Source organism: Stappia sp. BW2 (assembly GCF_008107695.1).
Classification (GTDB): Bacteria; Pseudomonadota; Alphaproteobacteria; order Rhizobiales; family Stappiaceae; genus Roseibium.
Genome location: NZ_VIRG01000070.1, coordinates 598502 through 618667, shown reverse-complemented (window position 1 = coordinate 618667; position 20166 = coordinate 598502). Strand labels below are relative to the sequence as shown.

The following is a 20166-nucleotide window of genomic DNA, read 5'->3' as shown; positions in this document are numbered from 1 at the left end:
CATATTTCCCGGCAGCCTCCCAACTTGCGGGCCGAGAAAGCAAAACTGCGTCAAGGAGATGGCGGAAGACACTGCGGTGGCCGTGAAGCGGCCCAGGCGCCACTGTCGCGAAGATCCAGAATGACATCGCGCAGCACGCTGTGCACGGCCTCGACCGCACGCGTGACCGGCCGTCCGCCGGGCGACATCAGGTGCGCGCCCCGCCAAAGCCCCGGTGCCGCGATACGGCTGACACAAAGGGCGCCAGCCGCCACCTCCTCCGTCACCGCATAAAGCGGCAGGATCGACGGGCCGAACCCGACAGCAACCAGACGTTTGATGTTGTTGAAGGAATCGATTTCAATCGCGATATCGGGCGCAAAGCCCAGCGCCTGGAATGTACTGTCGATCAACACCCTGAGACCATGCGCGCCACTGGGCAGAACCATCGGCACCGATTCAAGATCGCCAAGGCTCATGACAGGCGGGCATCCGGCCTCGCCGGACCACAGCACCACAAGCTCTTCTTCCAGCAGCAATTCAGACCGGATGCGCTGCTCCTTCGACCGGCTGTAGAGCACGGCAAGGTCAACCTTGCCTTCGCTCAGCCAATCCCCCACGAAGCCGCTCATGGCCTCATTGATGTTGAGCGTAATCCGCGGATAGCGCTCACGCGCTGCCATTATCAGCGGCAGGGACACCATGGCGCTGATCGTGCCCGGAAGGCCGATGCGCACGATGCCGGACGGATCAGCTTCCAGATTGCGGATATCGTCTTCGGTGCGCGCCAGATCCTCAAGGATCGTCCGCGCCCTTTGCAGCAGCAGGTCACCTGCTTCCGTCGGCGTGACGCCGGAACGACTGCGCGTCAGCAGCCTGGTGCCCAGTTGCTCTTCCATGTTCTTCAGGTGCAACGACAGGGCCGGCTGTGCCACATGCAGGCTTTCGGCGGCCCGTGTCAGCGAGCCCTGCGCAACGATTTCCTGAAAGTAGCGGAGTTGGCGGATATCCATGCCCGCAAACTATCATATCAAAATTATATGGAAACTATCCAAAACATATATTTGTTCAATACCATTTCGCCGGCTTAACTGAAGTCACCCAACACCCAGATGAAAAGCCGACATGACCAGCCAAACCGACACCTACCAGGAAATTCGCGACGGCATCCGGGTGCTGTGTGCCCAGTTTCCCGCCGAATATCACCGCAAGATCGATGAGGCACGCGGTTATCCGGAGGAATTTGTCAACGCTCTGACGCACGAAGGCTGGATGGCAGCGCTGATCCCGGAAGACTACGGCGGCTCCGGCCTCGGGCTCACCGAGGCCTCGGTCATCATGGAGGAAATCAACCGAGCGGGCGGCAATTCCGGTGCCTGTCACGGCCAGATGTACAACATGAACACACTGGTGCGGCACGGGTCGGAGGAACAACGGCGGACATACCTGCCGAAAATCGCCAGAGGCGAGCTGCGCCTGCAGTCCATGGGCGTGACCGAGCCGAGCACGGGCACCGACACCACAAAGATCAAGACCACCGCCGTGAAGAAGGGCGACCGTTATGTCGTCAACGGCCAGAAGGTCTGGATCAGCCGTGTGCAGCATTCCGACTTGATGATCCTTCTGGCGCGTACGACGCCCCTTGCCGATGTACAGAAAAAATCGGAAGGCCTGTCGATCTTCCTCGTCGATATCAGACAGGCCATGAAATCTGGAATGGAAGTGCGCCCGATCTTGAACATGGTCAACCACGAGACCAACGAGCTGTTTTTCGACGATCTGGAAATCCCGGAAGAAAACCTCATCGGCGAGGAAGGCATGGGGTTCAAATACATCCTCACCGGCCTCAACGCAGAGCGCACGCTGATTGCTGCCGAATGCATCGGCGACGGTTACTGGTTCACCGACAAGGTGACAGACTATGTGCGTGAGCGGAAAGTCTTCGGCCGTCCGATCGGCCAGAATCAGGGGGTGCAATTCCCCATTGCCGAAGCCTTCATCGAGCTCGAGGCGGCCAATCTCATGCGTTACAAGGCCTGCAGCCTGTTCGACGCAGGCGCGCCCTGCGGAGCGGAAGCCAACATGGCCAAATATCTGGCCGCGAAGGCAAGCTGGGAAGCGGCCAATGCCTGCATCCAGTTTCATGGCGGCTTCGGTTTTGCCTGCGAATATGACGTCGAGCGCAAGTTCCGCGAAACGCGGCTTTACCAGGTGGCACCTATCTCCACCAATCTGATCCTGTCTTATGTCGCCGAGCATGTGCTTGGCCTGCCGAGGTCGTTCTGATGGCCCTCCCGCTGGAGAGCGTGAAGGTTGTCGCCATTGAACAGGCGGTCGCCGCCCCCTACGCCAGTTCCCGGCTGGCTGATGCCGGGGCCGCAGTCACCAAGATCGAACGGCCGGAGGGTGATTTCGCAAGAGGGTATGACGATGTCGCCAACGGCCAGTCGAGTTATTTCGTCTGGTTGAACCGGGGCAAGGACAGTCTCACGCTGGACCTTGCCTCCCACAAGGGCAAGCAAAAGCTGGCGAGCCTGATCGCGGAAGCCGATGTTCTGATCCAGAACCTCAAACCCGGCGCTCTGGCTCGGCTCGGTTTTGATCCGGACCGGCTGGTGCGGGATTATCCGCGCCTGATCACCTGTTCCATCAGTGGCTTCGGCGAAACCGGGCCGATGTCCGGCCGCAAGGCCTACGATCTGCTGATTCAGGCGGAAACCGGCCTTTGTTCGATTACCGGCGGACCGAACGAACCGGCCCGTGTCGGCATCTCCATCGTCGATATCGCCACTGGCGCAACGGCCTATACCGCCATTCTGGAAGCTCTGATTCAGCGTGGCATCACCGGCAAGGGCACGCAGATCTCCGTTTCCATGTTCGATGTTCTGGCCGACTGGTTGACTGTGCCGCTTCTCAACCATGAAGGTGGCAAGAGCCCGCAGCGGGTCGGCCTCGCCCATCCCTCGATCGCACCTTACGGTGTCTTCCGGCCGAAAGAAGGCCCGGCAATCCTGATCGCCATTCAAAGCGACCGCGAATGGCGAACCCTTTGCAGCGACTTTATCGGAAAACCCGAACTTGGAACCCACCCCCGGTTTGCAACCAATGTGGAACGGGTGAACAACCGCAAGGAAACGGACGCCGCGGTTGCCGAAGCCTTTGCGAAATTAGACGCAGCAACGGCCATCAGGCAGCTGACAGACGCCAACATCGCATTGGCCTCCGTCAACGACATGGAAGGCCTGTCGACCCATCCGCATCTGAGGCGGATCACCGTGGACAGCCCGAACGGGCCTGTCTCCTTCCCGGCCCCCGCTGCCCTCTTTTCAGGTGAACAACGCAGCTACGGCCCGATCCCGGCCCTGAAGCCTCTGGAGGCATGACCATGCACATCGACATTGACCATCTGCGCGGCTGGATCGGACACAACGACAGGTCCTCGGAGGTGCTGAGCCCGGCACTGGTTCGCCAGTTCAATGCAACCTTCGACAGGACGTCCGGCGAGCCCCCCACCGAAAATCCAGGCGACGTCGCGCCGCTGCTGATCCATTTCTGCCTTGCCCAGCCCACGGTCCCGACCGCTGGTCTTGGGCCGGACGGCCACGCCGCCCGCGGCGGGTTCCTGCCCCCCGTGCCTCTGCCCCGACGCATGTGGGCTGGCGGTGCGTTTACCTTTCACGATGACATCCGCATTGGCGAAGAGATCAGACGGGTCTCGACCGTCAAGGACGTGGTCCTGAAGCAGGGGCGCACCGGCCCGCTCTGTTTCGTCACGGTCAACCACGAACTCACGTCAAATGGCCGTCCTGTCTTGAGCGAGCGCCAGGACATCGTTTATCGCGAGGCGCAGGGCGATGCCGCCACCAAGACAACTCCGGAGGCTGCCCCGGCTGGCGAGCACGCTGTCCAGATCACACCGTCGGCTGCCTACCTCTTCCGCTACTCGGCCATGACCTTCAACGGCCATCGCATCCACTATGACAAGGACTATGTCCGCGACGTCGAAGGCTATCCCGGCCTCATCGTTCACGGCCCCTTGCAGGCAACGCTGCTGTGCCAGTTCGCGGCAGATCTCAAAGGGCAAGCGCCGAAAACGTTCCAGTTCCGCAGTCTCTCGGCCATATTCGACACAGCGGATTTCACGGTGAATGCGCAAGCGGAGGGCGAAACCATGAAGCTCTGGACCGCGCAACTTGGCGGCCCGGTTGCCATGGAAGCGGTAGCCACATGTTGACGGCAGTAAAGGCACCGCTGTTCGTTCCGGCAAACCGGCCTGACAGGTTCGCAAAAGCTGCCGCGACAGATGCCGACGCGATTATCCTGGACCTGGAAGACGCCGTCCCTGCGTCCGAAAAGGATATTGCCCGCGCCAATCTGACGACGGGCTTTACCGGCAAACCCGTCTTCGTCCGCATCAACACAGCTGGGACCGCATGGCATGAGGAAGATGTGCTTGCCCTTCGCCAATCGATGCCCACTGCCGTCATTCTGCCAAAGGCGGAAGACCCGGATGAGATTGTGGCCCTCCACGCCTCTCTGGGTGGCGCGGTGCCGATCATCGCGCTCGTTGAAAGCGCCAGGGGGCTTGCCAATGCTCGCCGCCTTGCGAGCACCGATGGGGTCGTTCGGCTGGCCTTCGGCTCCATCGATTATTGCGCCGACCTCGGCTGCGCCCACTTGAAAGACGTGCTGCTGCCAGTGCGCTCCGAACTGGTTCTGGCCTCCCGGCTAGCCGGCATTGCCGCCCCGATAGATGGCGTCACGGCTCAGCTCGACGATCCTGCGCAGACTTTGGCGGACGCTGCCCATGCGCGCGATCTCGGCATGACAGGCAAGCTCTGCATTCACCCGAAGCAGGTTGCCGAGATCAGACGTGCCTTCGCCCCGAGCCAGGACGAAATCGCGTGGGCCAGACGTGTTCTCGACTCGGGAGACGGCGCTGCCAACGTTGACGGGACGATGGTTGATGAGCCTGTTCGCATCCGGGCCCGCACGGTCCTCTCCTCCGCGCGAGGAAACGATACCTGAGCCTGCCGGGAGAACCGGACAGCAGCACCACACGCGTCGGCAATGCCATGTCAGCAACTGGCAGCAGTCCCCTAAATTGGCGCGTGCGTCTGCGGGCCTGTCCTTATATCTTTCCTGGAATCATTCGGGAAAGCACACGCAATGCCAACGATTTACCAACTGAAATCCCGCTTTCAGGACCTGCTTCGGCCGTTGTGCAGATCGCTCGCGGCAAACGGGGTGACCGCCAATCAGGTGACGCTGGCAGCTCTTGGGCTTTCGGTAGGCGAAGGCGTGCTGCTCTGGATGTTTCCCGGTGCTTTCCTGCCCTTGATCCTGCTGCCGCTGGTTCTCTTCATCCGCATGGGTCTCAATGCCATCGACGGAATGCTGGCGCGCGAGCACGATCAGAAATCCGATCTCGGCGCGGTGCTCAACGAGTTGGGCGATGTTCTGTCCGACGCAGCGCTCTACCTGCCCTTCGCGCTCCTGCCCTTTGTCGATGGACCGATTGTCGTCGGGGTGGTGGTGCTGGCACTCATCGGCGAGATGACCGGCGTGATCGGCGTCCAGATCGGTGCAAGCCGGCGGTATGATGGTCCCTTCGGCAAAAGTGACCGGGCGGTTCTTTTCGGCCTCTGCGGATTTCTGATCGCCCTCGGGCTGACCGCACCTCTGCTATACCAGATCCTCTTCAGTGCTGGACTGGTGCTCTCCGCAGTGACTGTCTTCAATCGTGCAAGAGCCGCGATCAGGGAGAAACAACCCGCATGAACCTCCTGACCATCCATTGGGCGCTGATTGGCATCTGGGGCGTTCTTTGCCTCGCCAGCGTGATCGTTTTCCTGATTTCGAAACGCTCCGCCAGGAACATGAGCGAGCTGGTTCAGCGCACCGTCAGCTGGTGGGTGATGGTGGCGATCTTCACCGTCTCGTTTCTTGTCAGCAACACGGTCTCGATCATCGTCTTTGCGCTGATCAGTTTCCTCGCGCTGAAGGAATATTTCTCGATGATCCCCACCCGCCGGGCCGACAGACGGGTGCTGTTCTGGGCGTATATGTCGATCCCCGTCCAGTATTTCTGGGTCTATGACAGCTACTACGGCATGTTTGCCGTGTTCATTCCTGTCTACATGTTCCTGTTCCTGCCCTTTGTCAGCCTGCTCACCCAGCAGACCGAAGGCTTCCTGCGGGCCGTCGGCACCCTCAACTGGGGCCTGATGCTGTGCGTCTTCTCCATCAGCCACGCAGCTTTCCTCCTGATCCTGCCGGCGACCGAGACCAACAGCACCGGCGGGCCGGGCCTGTTGCTGTACCTCCTGTTCCTGACGCAGTTCAATGACGTGGCCCAATACACCTGGGGCAAACTGCTCGGCCGACACAAGATCATTCCGGGCGTCAGTCCCAACAAGACCTGGGAAGGCTTTCTGGGCGGCGTCGCGACCACCTTCGTGCTGGCGCTTCTGACCGCGCCGCTTGTCACGCCCTTTGACATGATCCACGCTGCCGCCGCAGGCCTGCTGATCCCGGTGGCCGGTTTTGTCGGTGATGTCACCGTATCGGCCCTGAAGCGCGATCTCGGCGTCAAGGACACTGGCAGCCTGATCCCCGGCCACGGCGGCATTCTCGACCGTATCGACAGCCTGACCTACACCGCACCGCTGTTCTTCCACTTCACCCGTTATTTCTATTACTGAAGAGGATGTCAGGATGACCGCTTTCAAGCTGCGCACGCAGTTGACAGGCTTCTCTTTCTCTCTTCTCCATGCTCACGCTCCTCTCCTCTCGTCATCCCGGCCAAGCGCAGCGCGAGCCAGGATCGGGGAGCCGTTCAATCGGCTGAAAGGTGCAGCCACTGATCATGCGCCTGGGTTCCCCGGCCCCGGATCTCCGCTTCGTTGCGTCCGGGGTGACCATAGAGAGGACGAACCTGGAACAAGCGCTCGATTGTCAGCATTCAGGAACCTCCACTGATGCTCCAGAAGATCTTCTATATCTTCGTCAAGATCGCCGTCCTTTTCCTGCTGGGGCTGAACGTGCGCCGCAAGGAGCTGCTGCCGGCGAGCGGCCCGGCCATCATCGTCGCCAATCACAACAGCCACCTCGACACGATGGTGCTGATGGCCTTGATGCCGCTGTCGAAGCTGAAGGACATCAAGCCGGTGGCCGCAGCCGATTATTTCTTCTCATCGCCGCTCAAGGCCTGGCTGTCGGAACATGTCCTCGGCATCATTCCGGTGGAGCGGGGCCGGAAGGAGAAAAATATCGACCCGCTGAAAGGCTGCTACGAGGTCCTGCGCCAGGGCAAGGTTCTGATCCTGTTTCCGGAAGGATCGCGCGGCGAACCGGAACAGATGACGGATCTCAAGAAAGGTGTTTCCTTTCTTGCCGAACGGTTTCCGGAGGCTCCGGTGGTGCCCGTCTTCACCCATGGCCTCGGCAAGGCCTTGCCGAAGGGGTCATTCCTGCTGGTCCCGTTCTTCTGCGATATTTTCGTCGGGGAACCAATAACTTGGAATCAGGACCGGACTCATTTTATGACCGAATTGAAGGAGCGCTTTAACGCGCTCTCGACGGAGAAGACCTTCGCGCCCTGGGAGTAGTCCAGGGGCGTGGCCCCATAAATAAAGATGAAATGGTTTGAGGCGGATTGGTCTTCGTCAAGGCGCGGAAGCGCAGGAGGTGAGGCTCATTTTCAAGCTTTCGCAACGCTGAGGAGGACCAATCCGGTCAAATCCGAAAGACATCAAATGGCTTCTTCGCGTGTCGTCAGCATGCATGACCGGGCAACAAGCCCGCTCCGCGCCCACCTCCTGACGCGGTTTCGCCATGTCTCATGCCATTTCGTCGTCCTTTATGGGTCCACACCCTAACCTATCTGAGACAGAAACACGCCGCCGAGCGCTGCGGTCAACAGCACCCAGATCAGACCGACGTGAAAGCGCAAAAGCAACAGGCCGCACAGCGCCGCCAGCACCGGCACGCGCCAGTCGAGACTGGCAAGGTCCGGGATCCAGAGCGTCACGACACCCCACTTCGTGGCGGTGACAACCTCAAAGAAGACATGCAGCGCGAACCAGACCGACAGGTTGAGCACGACGCCGACCACCGCTGCCACGATGGCCGACAATGCCGACTTGAGCCTTGGCTGCGCAGAGATCCACTCGATGTAGGGTGCGCCTACAAAAATCCAGAGAAAGCAGGGAGCGAAGGTCGCCCAGAGCGCAACCAACCCGCCAGCAAGACCGAGCAGCAGGCCACCCTCGTGAAAGGCCGCCAGAAAGCCGACGAACTGGGTCACCAGAATGAGGGGCCCCGGGGTCGTTTCCGCAAGGCCGAGCCCGTCCATCATTTCACCCGCGCTCAGCCATCCGTGAATGGCGACCACATCCTGGGCCATATAGGCGAGCACCGCATAGGCGCCGCCAAAGGTGACGACTGCGAGCTTGGAGAAGAACCAGCCGATATCCACCAGCAAAGGCACGCCACTTGCCAGACCCAGCACTGCCAGCGGTGCAATCCAGATAAACAGCCAGAGACACACCGTCCAAAGCGTTTTCGCAAACGGTGTGGCAATAACAACAGCAGTCTCCCCGCCGCTTGCCGGCTGCGCCCCGCTGAACGCCGCGCCATAAAGTCCGGCAACCAGAACAATCAGGGGGAAAGGCAGAGACAGGAAAAAAATGCCAACAAAGGCCAGGGCCGCAATCACCCATTGCCGCCTGATGGTGAGCGCGCGTTTGGAAAGGCGCAGCAGAGCCTCCAGAACCACAATCAGAACGGCCGCCTTGATGCCCAGAAAGAGCTGACTGACCAGCGGCACATTGCCGAAAGTTCCGTAGATAGCAGCAAGAGCGAAGATCGCGAGTGCTCCGGGCACAACGAAAAGGAGCCCCGCCACCAGCCCACCGGCAACACCGCGCAGTTTCCAGCCGGAATAGGTCGCCAGTTGCATGGCTTCCGGCCCGGGCAGCAACATGCAGAACCCGAGCGCGTTGACGTAGCTTTTTTCGGAAAGCCAGCCGGTCTCGTCAACCAGCTTGCGGTGCATCAGCGCGATCTGTGCAGCAGGACCGCCGAAAGACAGCAGACCAATGCTGCCAAAGACGGATATCAGCCGCCGCCAGGATGCCTCCTGGTCGAAAGCTGTTGCATCCTTGCCCGGAACACCTTCACCAGATGCATGATGTGCGGTCAACGTGTCAGCCCTTTTCGTCGCAGACAGCCTTTCGTGACCTTCCTCTAGCGCATTCGGGATGGAAGGGTAACTGCAATCCTCAACCGAATGCTCTCAGAGCTGAACCGGCGCAACGCAGTGGCAGGCGGCAACGCCCAGGGCCTGTATCAAGTGCTATCCCTTGACCGGATAGCGGTCAGGCTCCTCGAAGACATCGATCACCTTGGTTCCGGCCTTGATGACCGCGCTGTGCTCCGCCCCGCTGGGAATGTCGTAGATAGCGCCCGGCCCCATCTTCCTGGTTTCACCAGCGATGGTAAATTCGATCTCGCCGCTCTGGACAGTGCCCCATTGCGCCAGATGCGAATGCGGAGGCAGGTCCATGTCTTTCACGAAATCGAAAAAAACGACCAGCCCGGCGTCCGAGCGCACTGCGTAGGATCTGACAACGTCCTCGGGAAAGGGAACATCGAGAGCGGGAAACTTTCGGATGAAATCTGGAAGCTGCATGGACCTCTTGCCTCGAACGGATGGTGTTGAGGCAAGTCTGGACCAGGTCGGCCTATCCGTTCAAGACATCCTTTACGGTCGTCGCCAGCTGCTTCAGCGTGAAGGGCTTGGGCAGGAAGAAGAACTTTTCGCCCGGAGGCAGGTTTTCCTCGAAGGCGTCCTCGGCATAACCGGAAACGAAGATGATCTTCAGATCCGGGCGGGTCTTGCGCAGCTCGACCAGAAGCGTCGGCCCGTCCATTTCCGGCATGACCACATCGGAGACCACCAGATCGATCTTGCCGTCGGTCTCTTCCATGACCTCAAGCGCCTCGTTGCCCGAGCCAGCCTCGTAGACCGTGTAGCCGCGCGAGGCGAGCGCACGGGCGCCGAAGGCCCGCACCGCCTCCTCGTCCTCCACAAGAAGGATGGAGGCCGAGCCGGTCAGATCCTTGACCTTTTCCGGTTCGCTTTCCTTGGGCTCCGGCTTTTTCTGCTCCACAACCTTGGGAATGTAGCGCGGCAGGAACAGGCGGAACGTGGTGCCGACACCGACTTCGGAGGTGCAGAAGATGAAACCGCCCGTCTGTTTGACGATACCGTAAACCGTCGACAGTCCGAGGCCCGTGCCCTTGCCCACTTCCTTGGTAGAGAAGAACGGGTCGAAGATCTTCTCCATCACGTCCGGCGGAATGCCGTGGCCGGTGTCGTCCACCTCGACCAAGGTATATTCCCCCGGAGGCATGCCGCGCGTGTTCTCGAACTGGGTGCTTTCAGCTTCACTGACGTTGCGCGTGCGAATGGTCAGACGGCCACCGTCGGACATCGCATCGCCCGCGTTGACCGCCAGATTGACGATCACCTGCTCAAGCTGGTTGAGATCGGCCATCACCGGCCACAGATCGCGACCATGGATCACCTTCAGCTCCAGCTTCTCGCCCAGCAGGCGATCCAGCAGGATGGAGAGATCCGCAAGAACGTCGTTCAGCTCCAGTTGCTGCGGACGCAGCGTCTGACGGCGTGAGAAGGCCAGCAGCTGCCGCACCAGGCCGGCGGCGCGGTTGGCGTTCTGCTTGATGTTCATGATGTCCTGGAAGGACGGATCGGTCGGCCGGTGGCTGGCCAGCAGCAGATCGGAAAAGCCGATGATGGCGGTCAGGACGTTGTTGAAGTCATGCGCGACACCGCCGGCCAGCTGGCCAATGGCCTGCATCTTCTGGCTCTGGGCGAACTGGGCTTCCAATGCCCGCTGCTGGGTGGTTTCCAGCGCATAGACAATGGCTGCTTCGCCGTCGCCCTCGCCTTCCTGCACGGCGGAGACATAGAAGGTCGCGGAGCGCGGATCGTTGCCCTCGACAAGCGGAATGTCGATGGGGGCTATCTCGCCGATACCATTTGCTGCGGCCTGCAGAGATTTCGCCAGTTCCCGGCGCCCGCTCTCGGCAACATAGGCCTCGAGCTTGGGGGATTCGTCATCCGAGTCGACGGCACCGAACAGTTTCAGGAACGGCGCATTGGTTCTCAGAACCCGGCCTTCCTTGTCGAGCGAGGCAATGGCAATGGGGGTGTTGTTGAAGAAACGGGCAAAGCGAACCTCAGCCGCCCGTAGCGCTTCGGAGGCTTCCTCACCGCGCGACCTGTTGAGCACCAGTGTCCGGCTGTCGCCTGGCTGCCCGTTCTCGCCGAAAGGCACACGGTGGAGCAGACGCACCGGCAGACCCCGGCCATTGCGCGTCACGAAGTCGAGATCGAAGGTCTCGCTCTTGACGTCTCCTGCCTGTCCCTTGATGGAACGGATCAGCTCGGTGCCGTCGCCGCGCACGATGCTCGACAGATCCAGATCGCCAGCATCGAACTGGGCAAGATCGTAACCGAGCCAGTCGGCGAGCGTTGCGTTCAGATAGACGATGCGCCCTTCCGCATCGCAGGAAAAGAAGCCGGCCGGGGCATGATCCAGGAAGTTGATAACCCGTTGCAGTTCCTGGAACGAGTTCTCCTGTTCGGCTCGGTCGCGGGTGATGTCCGCCAGTTGCCAGACCGCCATGGGCTTGCCGCCACCGCGCTCCTTGGACACTTGCAGCGGCCGCACCGACACCCGGTACCAGCGCGCGGTGCCGTCCGACCGGCCGAGCGGGAACGGCATGCGAATTTCTTCCTGCGCCCTGCGGCTGTCGCGCATGGCCTGCGACAGGCGGAAAATGGCGTCGGTGGCATCCGGGTCGGACGAAAACACGCGCTCGACGACGCGGATGTCGGCAGCGGTCTCGGCGCCGGTCAGATCCGCATAGGCCTTGTTGGCATAGACGAGCCTGCCATCCAGATCGGTAATGAGCGCCCCGTCCTCGAGCGTATCGACAAAAGCGGACGCCAGCGGGTTGGCTTCGCCCGGGCGGGCGGACAGACGCAGAAACCCGATGGCTCCGGCAAACAGACAGAAAACGCCGACAACGGCCAGGATGCCGAGCAGCGCAAGAATAAACGGCTGCGCCACTTCGCGGTCCATGACCGCAAAGGCAGCAGCAGCGCCGACGAGCAGCAGTGCGAGACCTATGAGAAGGCCTATATTCCCGGAACGTTCCGGGCGGCTGATCATTGGCCCGCTCGGCGCCCCGTCCATGTCACTCATCAATCCTGTCTCCCGGGCCCGATTCGGTTCTTGAAGGGGCCGTTCATAAGCATTCTGTGCTTAATAACCGATTTCAACTGATATGCGACCAAGTCCTGTTGAAATTCACTTGTTTGCTGCGGACTTTTTCAGTCCACTCTCCTTGAGAGCAACTTAGTTGGAGCGCCAGGACGCGCGCTTGCGCATGCGGAAGACGAAGCCGATGACTTCGGCAACCGCCTTGAAGTGCTCCTCAGGAACTTCCTGATCGATGTCGACCGTCGCATAAAGTGCACGTGCAAGGGGCGGATTTTCAACGACCGGAATATCGCTTTCCTTGGCAACTTCACGAATTTTGAGCGCGGTCGCGTCCGTACCCTTGGCAAGACAGAGCGGTGCACCCATGCCCTCTTCGTATTTCAGCGCCACAGCATAGTGCGTCGGGTTCGTGACCACCACTGTTGCCTGCGGCACGGCAGCCATCATGCGCTTGCGCGAGCGCTCCATGCGCAACTGACGGATCTTGCCCTTGACCTGCGGATCGCCCTCGGTCTGCTTGTATTCTTCCTTGACCTCTTGCAGCGACATCTTCTGCTTGTTGAACCATTTGTGGCGCTGATAGATGAAATCGGCTCCGGCAACGACCGTCATCACCGCCAGAACGGCGGACAGAAGCTGCAGGATAAGAACCCTGGCTTCCTCCAGAATGATGTGCGTATCGGCAAACACCATCACTTCCGCTTCATCGCGGTGTGGCCACATCACGGCCACCATGATGGCACCGACGACTGCTATCTTCACCATGCCCTTGGCGAAGTTCACCAGGCTCTCGGACGAAAACAGGCGTTTGAACCCCGACGCCGGCGAGACCTTGGACAGTTTCGGCTTGATCGTCTCCGCCGTCAGCAGTGGCTGGTGCTGCACGAGATTGCCCGCAACAGCCATGATCACCAGGGCCAGAAGCGGAAAGCCGACGATAAGAGCGACCGACTGACCGGTGTCCCGCCACAAGGCCTTGAGTGCATAGCCGTCCACCGCGATCTGGTGCGCATGCTCCAGGTAGCCTTTCATCATGCCCCCAAGCGACACAGCGGTGCTGGGTGCGAAAATCGCAATCATCAGCGTTGCCCCGGCCAGAGTGAACCAGGTGCTGACTTCCTGAGATTTCGGTACGTCCCCCTTGTCATGCGCCTCTTTCAGGCGCTTGTGCGTGGGGTCCTCTGTTTTTTCAGAGTCGTCGCTATTGTCTGCCATTGCGCAGCGCTACCCCACGATGAACTTGCCGAGTGCTTGCTGAAAATGATCCAGATAGAACATCATCAGGGTCGTGATCAGCACCATGAGCATGAAAAGCCCGATCGCGATATTCACGGGCATGGCGATAAAGAAGATCTGCATTTGCGGCATCAGCTTGTTGAGCAGGCCAAGGCCGAAATAGAAAACCAGACCGACAACCAGAAAAGGCGCGCTCATGCGCACCGCTATGGAAAACACATGCGCGACGGTTTCCGCCGCGTTCTGGGAAAAATCGCCGACAGGCACACCCAGTCCCGGTGGAAAGATCGTGAAACTGTCGTGGAGCGCGGCAATCACCAGGTAATGGCTGTCGCTGACGAAAACGAGCGTGATGCCGAGGATCGACAGAAAGTTGCCGAACAGAGCGCCCTGCTGGCCCTGGTTCGCGACATCCGTGCCGAGCGCAAACGCGAGGCCGGACTGGTTGGCCATGATCATGCCCGCGATCTGCAGAACGGATGTGATCATCTTGGCACACAGACCAATGCCGAGACCTATGGCCACTTCCCCGAACAGAAGCGCAATCATGCGGTAGGTGTTTGACGTCACGTCGGCCGGATAATACTGCGACCCGACAGGATAAAGAACGATGGTCAGCGCCAGGGCGATGGTCAGCCGGAACCGGGTCGGGATCGTGCTTTCGCCAAGCGCAGGCAGCAGCATGACCATTGTGCCCAGACGCGCGAACATCAGCATGAAGATTGCAGCGACGTTCGGCAGATAATCCAGCTGAATGGTCATGAAGGGCCACGTCCTAACCGGTGGTCAGGATCATTTCGGCAACCCTGCTCATGAAGGCCTCCAGAACCTGACTCATGAACGGCAGCGAGATCAGGATTGTCACGAAGATCGCAAGGATCTTGGGCACGAAAACCAGCGTCATTTCCTGGATCTGCGTCAGAGCCTGGAACAGCGCAATGACGACGCCCACCAGAAGCCCGACAATCATCACAGGCCCGGCCACCAGGATCATGGTCCAGACGCCTTCCCGTGCGAGATCGAGAACTTCACCACCGGTCATGACAGCCCCCCGCGCCGCTTCATATCAGATCGGCATCCGCATGATTTCCTCATAGGCGGAGATCACCCTGTCGCGCACGGCGACCATCGTTTCCAGGGCAACTTCGGTCTCGGCGATGGCGGTGACCACGTCGACCACATCCGACTTGCCCTCGATCATGCCGACAGCCTTGTCATCGGCCACACGGCCCTTGTCGACAACGCCTCCGACAGCCTCATTCACCAACGCACTGAAATCGAGACCGGCAGCTTCCGGAGCACCCGCCTTGTCCTCGATCGCCCGCGCCTGCTGCTGCAGCTTGGCGGCCATCTGATAGGCGTTATTTGCGATCGATGGAGTAGACATGGTTTTGGCTCCCTTGCCGAATTATGACTGCCGCTCAGGCGCGCAGGATATCGATGGTCCGCTGCAGCATCTTCCGCGTGGAATCGATGACGTTCAGATTGGCTTCGTAGGACCGTTGCGCCTCGCGCATGTCCGTCGTTTCGATCAACGTGTTGACGTTGGGCTGAAGCACATAGCCATTGGCATCGGCAGCCGGGTGGCCGGGCATCAGCACCGAGCGGAAATCCGTATTGTCTTCGGCAACCTTGCCCAACTCGACCACATCCGCGCCCATTTCCTTGTCGAAATGGCTCTTGAAGGTCGGGATCTTGCGCCGGTAAGGCAGTTCTTCCGGGGTCTTCGCGGTGGAGTTCGCGTTCGCAATGTTCTCCGCGATGATGCGCATGCGCCCGTTCTGTGCTCTCAGCCCGCTTGCCGAGATAAACAGGGATTTGATCAGGTCCATGTTATCGGTCCTTTAGCTTGTGCTGCCTTGCCTCATACACTTTTGGAAAGTGCCGTCCGGATGAGACCCAGTCCCTTGGTGTAAAGCGTCGTTGCGGCCTGGAAGTCCATCTGGTTCTCGGTGATTTGCATCATCTGCTCTTCCAGATTGACACTGTTGCCGCTCGGCGTGACTTCGAAGCTGTTTTCTTCCTTGATCTTTGCCGAATTCGTCGCGCCAAGACTGCCGCGAATATGCCCGGACGCCGTCGTCTCCGTTGACAGGTTAAGCGACTGGCGGCCGATATGATCCTTGAAGGAATACTCCTTGACATCCCGCGCCAGGTAACCGGGCGTATCCGCGTTTGCGATGTTCTGCGCCAGCACGCTCTGTCTCGTCTGGTGCCACTGCATCTTGGATTTCAACGCCTGGAACAGCGGCAGATCCGTTATGGCCATTCCGATTCACCATTCGTTAACCAACTCGGCAATGATTGCCGCTCAAATGGTTAATGAAAGGTTAACAGCCATTTACCACTTGCCGCACGAAACCCTCAAAAACCAGTGGAGGAGGCAACATTCCTTTGCATTTCGCAAAAAGAGCGGTGCGACCAACAGGCAAAATTTGCCTGCTTCTGTTAACTTCAAGTCCTAGAGAGATTCGAAGCGGATCAGCAAGCTGCCGAACCGGTGCCGGCGCGCCAAAACAGACACGCCACAGCCGGGAAACACGAAAAAGCCGAGAGGTTTGCGGCACAGGAGCCTGCACCGGCACAGCGGCCGGAATTACTGGGGATAAAGGCAATGCTCCCCAATAGAGGCAAAAAGCCGGAGTAACCGGCAAACGCGATTACACCGCAAGCGGGGCGGCACGAGGATAAGATGAACAATTGGATTGAGACCACATTCAACGTGAGCGGGGGTATCACGCAGGCAATCGCAGTTATACTGGCATTGGCCGTTGTGCTGCTGCTGTTTGGCCTCTTCATTTTCATTCTGAAGCGCCTGATGGGCGCCAATGCCCCGCAGAGCCGCAACCGGCAGCCCCGGATCGCCATTATGGACAGTGCCACGGTCGATGCCCGGCGTCGTCTTCTGCTCGTTCGCCGCGACAACATAGAACATCTCATCCTCGTTGGCGGACCGAGCGACGTGGTTGTGGAGCAGAACATCGTCCGCAACACGCCCCTGCCCCAGGCCCGGACCGGGCACCACGCCCCAGCTCCCTCCGGCATGGCCATGCCGGTCAAGGCCCCACTCGCGCCCGGACCGGAAATTCCGGCGCGGCCTGACGAACTGCTTCCGGACGAGGAAGCCGCCGCTCCCGCCGTTCAGGCCCGCACACCTGTGCAGGCTTCCGAACCCGTACCGCAACACGCCTCGCCAGCGCCGCAGCTGGCTGCGGCCTTAGCGGCCTCGCCTGCCCCGGCTCCGCAGCCTTCAACACCAGTGGCACCTACCTACAAGGCACCTGTCGCCGCTGCCCCTGCTCCGTCTGCCGCGTCCGCACCATCCGCCACTAGCCCGACCCCGCCACCGGCAACCACGCCGACAGCCCCATCGCGCAATTACTCCGAACCCACGGTTTCCCGACCATTGGCAGCGCGTGCAGCCCAGACAGCTCCAGCACCAGCAGCCCCGTCCGCTCAACCGGCGACCGCGCAGACGACCACTCCGGAAGAAGGTGGGGGCTTCAACCGCGCGAGCGACCTCTTGCGCGCCGCGACGCAGAACGGCTTCAACAAGGCGATGCCAAAACCAGCCGCGCCTGTTCCTCCGGTGCAGGAGGTTCAGGTACCCCAGGATGCCGGTGAAGCAAAAGTGGAAATCACCGCTAGCTTGCAGCCTGAAATTCAGCCGGACGAACCTGCCATGGCGGCAAAGGCACCAGAGGTGCGCCCAGACGTCTCGGCGGCATCCGCACCGCAGGAAAGCAAGGCCACGTCCACCTTGAAATCCCTGGCACGTCCTTTCACAGCCCGGGACCGTCCGTCTTATGGCGGCACCATTTCGCCGCCGGCGTCAGGTCCCGCAGCCCGAGCCAAGACCGCACTCTTGAAACCTGTTGAGCAGGTTCCACAGGGTCAGAAGGTGGAACCGGTGCTCGCGGCGGCCACGGTGACAGCGGCGAGCATCCAGCCCGCCGAGGAAGACCCCCCCCTGCCTGAGGAAATCGCAACGGCGCCGGACCAGACCGCTTTTGCCGCGCAGCTGCCGGATGACACATCGGATGCGACTGACCTGACACTGTCTGCGCAACTGACAGCAGACGACACTGCAGGAACTGACGAGGCCGCCTCAGCCGAAGTCAGCGCGGATGCGACGGAAGAGACAGTGCAGGCCGCAGGAACGACGATCGAAGAGACCGCTGCGACCGAGGCACAAACCGCCGAAAAGGAAAGCCCGTCCCCCGAGCTTACTCTGGATATTGGCGATCTTCTGGAAGATGTTCCGGAACCCTCTGCCCCAACCTTGGCAATGGCTCCGGAAACGGCGCCCGTGGTGCAGGCACAGGAACAGGCGCAGGCTGAAACCTTCAGCACGCCGGAGCAGCACGCCGAAGATCCAGAAGAAGACAACAGCTCGGTGGCAACGATAACGCCCGTCCCGTCGGCAACGGTGACACCACCCGCACCGGCAGCAGGCAATCCCGTGACGACCTCCGCCCCGCCGGTCAAGGCACCGGTCAGGCCATCGGCCGGTCTTGGCGACAGGAACCCGATCGAGGAAGAAATGGCGAAGATCCTGGACGAACTGGGTGGACAGTCAAACGGATGATACGCTTCCCATCGCTCCGGAGCCCTGGCGGCCTTCTCCGCCTGTTACTTATATTGACCGCACTCTTTGCGGTTTTCGCCGGGCCGGCTGCCGCGCAGGAAATCTCGGTTGGTTTTGGCGAAGACACCACCTTGACGGAACGCGCCGTCCAGATGGTCATCCTTCTGACCGTCCTGTCGCTGGCGCCGTCCATTCTCGTCATGGTGACCAGCTTTACCCGCATCGTGGTGGTGTTGTCGCTGCTGCGATCTGCAATCGGCTTGCAGACGGCTCCACCCAACATGGTCATGGTTAGCCTTGCCCTGTTTCTGTCGGCCTTCATCATGATGCCGACACTACAGGCCTCCTACGACGCCGGCGTTCAGCCGCTGATTGACGGGGACATTGAACTGGATCAGGCCTTCGAACGCGCCTCCGACCCCTTCCGCACCTTCATGCTGTCCCAGGTCCGTGAAAAGGATCTCGCCCTGTTTGAGGAATTGTCGGGAGCTGAGGAAGCACCGGAAGGTCCGGAAGACCTGTCGATGGCCACACTGATTCCCGCATTCATGATTTCCGAATTACGGCGCGCCTTCGAAATCGGCTTCCTTCTCTACCTGCCGTTTCTGATCATCGACCTCGTAATTGCATCCGTGTTGATGTCCATGGGTATGATGATGCTGCCGCCGGTGGTAATCTCTCTTCCGTTCAAGCTGATTTTCTTCGTACTCGTCGACGGATGGAACCTCGTGGCCGGTTCTCTGGTCAAGAGTTTCGGTGGCGGCTGACACAGCAAGCCAAAACGTTAAAAGTAGAAGAAAATTAAGATGAAACTGTAATAGTTGCAGATGTGAGCGCGACATCTGCGCCCCATCTTTTATATCGGCAGGACAGTGTTAAGAGACCAGTTAGAACAGCTCGCCCGGATCAAAGAGCCGGAGGCGAGATCCAAGCTCATCCGCACCCTCGTCGGTGAATACGCGCGTTCGGAAGAACACGAGCCGAGCGAGATGGAGCGGGAACTGTTCTCTCATATCGTTCTTTCGGTATTCGATCAGCTCGACCGTGCCGCACGCTACGAACTCGTGGTTCGCCTGGCAAAAACAGACCGCATCATCCCGGACCTTGCTGACAGACTGGCCCAGGAAGACTACGAACTGTCGGAACCGGTGATCGAATGCTCGCCGATGATCAGCCAGAACGGTCTCATGCAGATCGTGAAAGGCGGCGGCAACGACAAGCGCAAGGCCGCTGCAAAAAGGTCTGATCTTTCCGAAGAAATGTCCGACACCCTGATCGCACGGGCCAGCCGCGATGTGGTGCATGAACTCCTCCACAATATGGAGGCTCCTTTTTCCGTCCGCGGCACGCTTGCCCTACTCATCTTTGCAAACACCGAAGCCGACGTGCTCGCCGGCATCGCAAAGCGCGCGCTGGAAGACGAGGAATTCCTGCAGACCCAGATGGATATTCTGGAGTCCAACTGTCCGCTGATCCCGCCTCCCCTCAAGAAGGCGCTGGAAACGGGCGAACTTCAGCGTCTGGCGAAAACCATCGAAGAACGGCACGACGGCAGTATCGATCTCGACGGCGTTACCTATTCTCGCCACGAAGCCAGCATCCAGATTGCCAATGGGGAACTGTCCTTCGATGCAATTTTGCGAACGCTGTTCGAAGAAGGTCGTCTCGATGCGGCGATCTGGCTGATCAGTCGCAAGATCAACCTGGCCGACGAGGTTGTTTCAGACACGCTGAAATCCGATGCGGACGGTGCCATCATGCGCCTGATGCTGCAAACCGGCATCCACGAAAAGACCTATCGCGATTTTCTGAAGGCGCGCTGCGAATGGCTGGACCGGAGCACCCGCTCCATCCCAGAACTCGTCATGCGCTACAAGTCCGAACTCAAGAAGCCGCGCATGAACCCTGACGAGCCGCAGTCGCAGTCCCTCCTGGGAACAGCCACCTGATATACGTGCATTTTCGCACCTGGTGATGGTTCCGCCTGTGCTCGGCACAGGTAATAACGCTGAGCCACAGCGAACGTCTCCGCCCCAAACTCATCAC

The 20166-nt window shown here is 60.0% G+C and carries 21 protein-coding genes; 10 read left to right on the top strand and 11 right to left on the bottom strand.

The genetic code is table 11. The annotated features are described in order from the left end of the window. Positions 1–50: 50 nt before the first annotated feature. A complete protein-coding gene (locus FMN63_RS21770; RefSeq protein WP_148586241.1) occupies positions 51–992 on the bottom strand; it encodes a LysR family transcriptional regulator in 942 nt (313 codons plus the stop codon). Positions 993–1104: 112 nt separating this feature from the next. Between FMN63_RS21770 and FMN63_RS21765 the strand changes: the two genes are divergently transcribed. The 6 genes from FMN63_RS21765 (at position 1105) to FMN63_RS21740 (ending at position 6683) form a co-directional block, all read left to right on the top strand. Then, the gene (locus FMN63_RS21765) at positions 1105–2265 is read left to right on the top strand and encodes an acyl-CoA dehydrogenase family protein (RefSeq protein WP_148586240.1); all 1161 of its coding nucleotides are present in this window, start codon (positions 1105–1107) and stop codon (positions 2263–2265) included. After that, positions 2265–3362: a CaiB/BaiF CoA transferase family protein gene (locus tag FMN63_RS21760; protein WP_148586239.1), complete on the top strand. Its 1098-nt coding sequence runs from the start codon at positions 2265–2267 to the stop codon at positions 3360–3362. Before FMN63_RS21765 ends, FMN63_RS21760 begins: the two co-directional genes overlap by 1 nt. 2 nt (positions 3363–3364) lie before the next feature. Next, entirely contained in the window at positions 3365–4213 is an 849-nt protein-coding gene (locus tag FMN63_RS21755; RefSeq protein WP_148586238.1) for an HTD2 family dehydratase, read from the top strand. Next, positions 4207–5007: an HpcH/HpaI aldolase/citrate lyase family protein gene (locus tag FMN63_RS21750; protein WP_148586237.1), complete on the top strand. Its 801-nt coding sequence runs from the start codon at positions 4207–4209 to the stop codon at positions 5005–5007. The genes FMN63_RS21755 and FMN63_RS21750 overlap by 7 nt, the downstream gene beginning before the upstream one ends. A 141-nt stretch (positions 5008–5148) precedes the next feature. Continuing rightward, a complete protein-coding gene (locus FMN63_RS21745) occupies positions 5149–5760 on the top strand; it encodes a CDP-alcohol phosphatidyltransferase family protein (protein WP_148586236.1) in 612 nt (203 codons plus the stop codon). Continuing rightward, positions 5757–6683, top strand: coding sequence for a phosphatidate cytidylyltransferase (locus tag FMN63_RS21740; RefSeq protein WP_148586235.1), 927 nt, complete (start codon positions 5757–5759; stop codon positions 6681–6683). The genes FMN63_RS21745 and FMN63_RS21740 overlap by 4 nt, the downstream gene beginning before the upstream one ends. A 134-nt stretch (positions 6684–6817) precedes the next feature. Here the strand turns inward: FMN63_RS21740 and FMN63_RS29905 are convergent, their stop codons facing one another. Beyond that, positions 6818–6943, bottom strand: coding sequence for a hypothetical protein (locus tag FMN63_RS29905; protein WP_286192724.1), 126 nt, complete (start codon positions 6941–6943; stop codon positions 6818–6820). Between the two features lie 16 nt (positions 6944–6959). Here FMN63_RS29905 and FMN63_RS21735 point away from each other — a divergent pair, with 16 nt between their 5' ends. Beyond that, positions 6960–7589: a lysophospholipid acyltransferase family protein gene (locus FMN63_RS21735; protein WP_148586234.1), complete on the top strand. Its 630-nt coding sequence runs from the start codon at positions 6960–6962 to the stop codon at positions 7587–7589. Between the two features lie 266 nt (positions 7590–7855). Here the strand turns inward: FMN63_RS21735 and chrA are convergent, their stop codons facing one another. From chrA to flgB, 9 genes are all read right to left on the bottom strand, one after another. Next, on the bottom strand, positions 7856–9184 hold the full coding sequence (gene chrA, locus FMN63_RS21730) for a chromate efflux transporter (RefSeq protein WP_353619234.1): 1329 nt from the start codon (positions 9182–9184) through the stop codon (positions 7856–7858). A gap of 153 nt (positions 9185–9337) precedes the next feature. Continuing rightward, a complete protein-coding gene (locus FMN63_RS21725; RefSeq protein WP_148586233.1) occupies positions 9338–9673 on the bottom strand; it encodes a cupin domain-containing protein in 336 nt (111 codons plus the stop codon). A gap of 52 nt (positions 9674–9725) precedes the next feature. Beyond that, the gene (gene cckA / locus FMN63_RS21720; protein ID WP_148586232.1) at positions 9726–12278 is read right to left on the bottom strand and encodes a cell cycle histidine kinase CckA; all 2553 of its coding nucleotides are present in this window, start codon (positions 12276–12278) and stop codon (positions 9726–9728) included. A 153-nt stretch (positions 12279–12431) separates the two neighbouring features. After that, positions 12432–13511: a flagellar biosynthesis protein FlhB gene (gene flhB, locus FMN63_RS21715; protein ID WP_148586231.1), complete on the bottom strand. Its 1080-nt coding sequence runs from the start codon at positions 13509–13511 to the stop codon at positions 12432–12434. A 9-nt stretch (positions 13512–13520) separates the two neighbouring features. Continuing rightward, on the bottom strand, positions 13521–14294 hold the full coding sequence (gene fliR / locus FMN63_RS21710) for a flagellar biosynthetic protein FliR (protein WP_148586230.1): 774 nt from the start codon (positions 14292–14294) through the stop codon (positions 13521–13523). Between the two features lie 13 nt (positions 14295–14307). Then, a complete protein-coding gene (gene fliQ, locus FMN63_RS21705) occupies positions 14308–14574 on the bottom strand; it encodes a flagellar biosynthesis protein FliQ (protein WP_006932649.1) in 267 nt (88 codons plus the stop codon). Between the two features lie 24 nt (positions 14575–14598). Then, positions 14599–14919, bottom strand: a complete 321-nt coding sequence (gene fliE / locus FMN63_RS21700; RefSeq protein ID WP_148586229.1) for a flagellar hook-basal body complex protein FliE — start codon at positions 14917–14919, stop codon at positions 14599–14601. Positions 14920–14953: 34 nt separating this feature from the next. Then, on the bottom strand, positions 14954–15364 hold the full coding sequence (flgC, locus tag FMN63_RS21695; RefSeq protein ID WP_148586228.1) for a flagellar basal body rod protein FlgC: 411 nt from the start codon (positions 15362–15364) through the stop codon (positions 14954–14956). A 32-nt stretch (positions 15365–15396) separates the two neighbouring features. Then, entirely contained in the window at positions 15397–15801 is a 405-nt protein-coding gene (gene flgB / locus FMN63_RS21690; protein ID WP_148586227.1) for a flagellar basal body rod protein FlgB, read from the bottom strand. Positions 15802–16224: 423 nt separating this feature from the next. Here flgB and FMN63_RS21685 point away from each other — a divergent pair, with 423 nt between their 5' ends. From FMN63_RS21685 to FMN63_RS21675, 3 genes are all read left to right on the top strand, one after another. Beyond that, positions 16225–18120 carry a flagellar biosynthetic protein FliO gene (locus FMN63_RS21685; RefSeq protein WP_148586226.1) on the top strand — a complete coding sequence of 632 codons (1896 nt, stop codon included), beginning with the start codon at positions 16225–16227 and terminating at the stop codon, positions 18118–18120. After that, positions 18117–18887, top strand: a complete 771-nt coding sequence (gene fliP / locus FMN63_RS21680; RefSeq protein ID WP_205514217.1) for a flagellar type III secretion system pore protein FliP — start codon at positions 18117–18119, stop codon at positions 18885–18887. The genes FMN63_RS21685 and fliP overlap by 4 nt, the downstream gene beginning before the upstream one ends. Positions 18888–18992: 105 nt before the next feature. Beyond that, positions 18993–20069 carry a DUF2336 domain-containing protein gene (locus tag FMN63_RS21675; protein ID WP_148586224.1) on the top strand — a complete coding sequence of 359 codons (1077 nt, stop codon included), beginning with the start codon at positions 18993–18995 and terminating at the stop codon, positions 20067–20069. Positions 20070–20166 lie beyond the last annotated feature (97 nt).

Excerpts from the sequence above, each read along its gene's own strand:
- FMN63_RS21770 (WP_148586241.1), bottom strand. The coding sequence starts at position 992 with ATGGATATCCGCCAACTCCGCTACTTTCAGGAAATCGTTGCGCAGGGC.
- FMN63_RS21765 (WP_148586240.1), top strand. The coding sequence starts at position 1,105 with ATGACCAGCCAAACCGACACCTACCAGGAAATTCGCGACGGCATCCGG.
- FMN63_RS21760 (WP_148586239.1), top strand. The coding sequence starts at position 2,265 with ATGGCCCTCCCGCTGGAGAGCGTGAAGGTTGTCGCCATTGAACAGGCG.
- FMN63_RS21755 (WP_148586238.1), top strand. The coding sequence starts at position 3,365 with ATGCACATCGACATTGACCATCTGCGCGGCTGGATCGGACACAACGAC.
- FMN63_RS21750 (WP_148586237.1), top strand. The coding sequence starts at position 4,207 with ATGTTGACGGCAGTAAAGGCACCGCTGTTCGTTCCGGCAAACCGGCCT.
- FMN63_RS21745 (WP_148586236.1), top strand. The coding sequence starts at position 5,149 with ATGCCAACGATTTACCAACTGAAATCCCGCTTTCAGGACCTGCTTCGG.
- FMN63_RS21740 (WP_148586235.1), top strand. The coding sequence starts at position 5,757 with ATGAACCTCCTGACCATCCATTGGGCGCTGATTGGCATCTGGGGCGTT.
- FMN63_RS29905 (WP_286192724.1), bottom strand. The coding sequence starts at position 6,943 with ATGCTGACAATCGAGCGCTTGTTCCAGGTTCGTCCTCTCTATGGTCAC.
- FMN63_RS21735 (WP_148586234.1), top strand. The coding sequence starts at position 6,960 with ATGCTCCAGAAGATCTTCTATATCTTCGTCAAGATCGCCGTCCTTTTC.
- FMN63_RS21725 (WP_148586233.1), bottom strand. The coding sequence starts at position 9,673 with ATGCAGCTTCCAGATTTCATCCGAAAGTTTCCCGCTCTCGATGTTCCC.
- cckA (WP_148586232.1), bottom strand. The coding sequence starts at position 12,278 with ATGAGTGACATGGACGGGGCGCCGAGCGGGCCAATGATCAGCCGCCCG.
- flhB (WP_148586231.1), bottom strand. The coding sequence starts at position 13,511 with ATGGCAGACAATAGCGACGACTCTGAAAAAACAGAGGACCCCACGCAC.
- fliR (WP_148586230.1), bottom strand. The coding sequence starts at position 14,294 with ATGACCATTCAGCTGGATTATCTGCCGAACGTCGCTGCAATCTTCATG.
- fliQ (WP_006932649.1), bottom strand. The coding sequence starts at position 14,574 with ATGACCGGTGGTGAAGTTCTCGATCTCGCACGGGAAGGCGTCTGGACC.
- fliE (WP_148586229.1), bottom strand. The coding sequence starts at position 14,919 with ATGTCTACTCCATCGATCGCAAATAACGCCTATCAGATGGCCGCCAAG.
- flgC (WP_148586228.1), bottom strand. The coding sequence starts at position 15,364 with ATGGACCTGATCAAATCCCTGTTTATCTCGGCAAGCGGGCTGAGAGCA.
- flgB (WP_148586227.1), bottom strand. The coding sequence starts at position 15,801 with ATGGCCATAACGGATCTGCCGCTGTTCCAGGCGTTGAAATCCAAGATG.
- FMN63_RS21685 (WP_148586226.1), top strand. The coding sequence starts at position 16,225 with ATGAACAATTGGATTGAGACCACATTCAACGTGAGCGGGGGTATCACG.
- fliP (WP_205514217.1), top strand. The coding sequence starts at position 18,117 with ATGATACGCTTCCCATCGCTCCGGAGCCCTGGCGGCCTTCTCCGCCTG.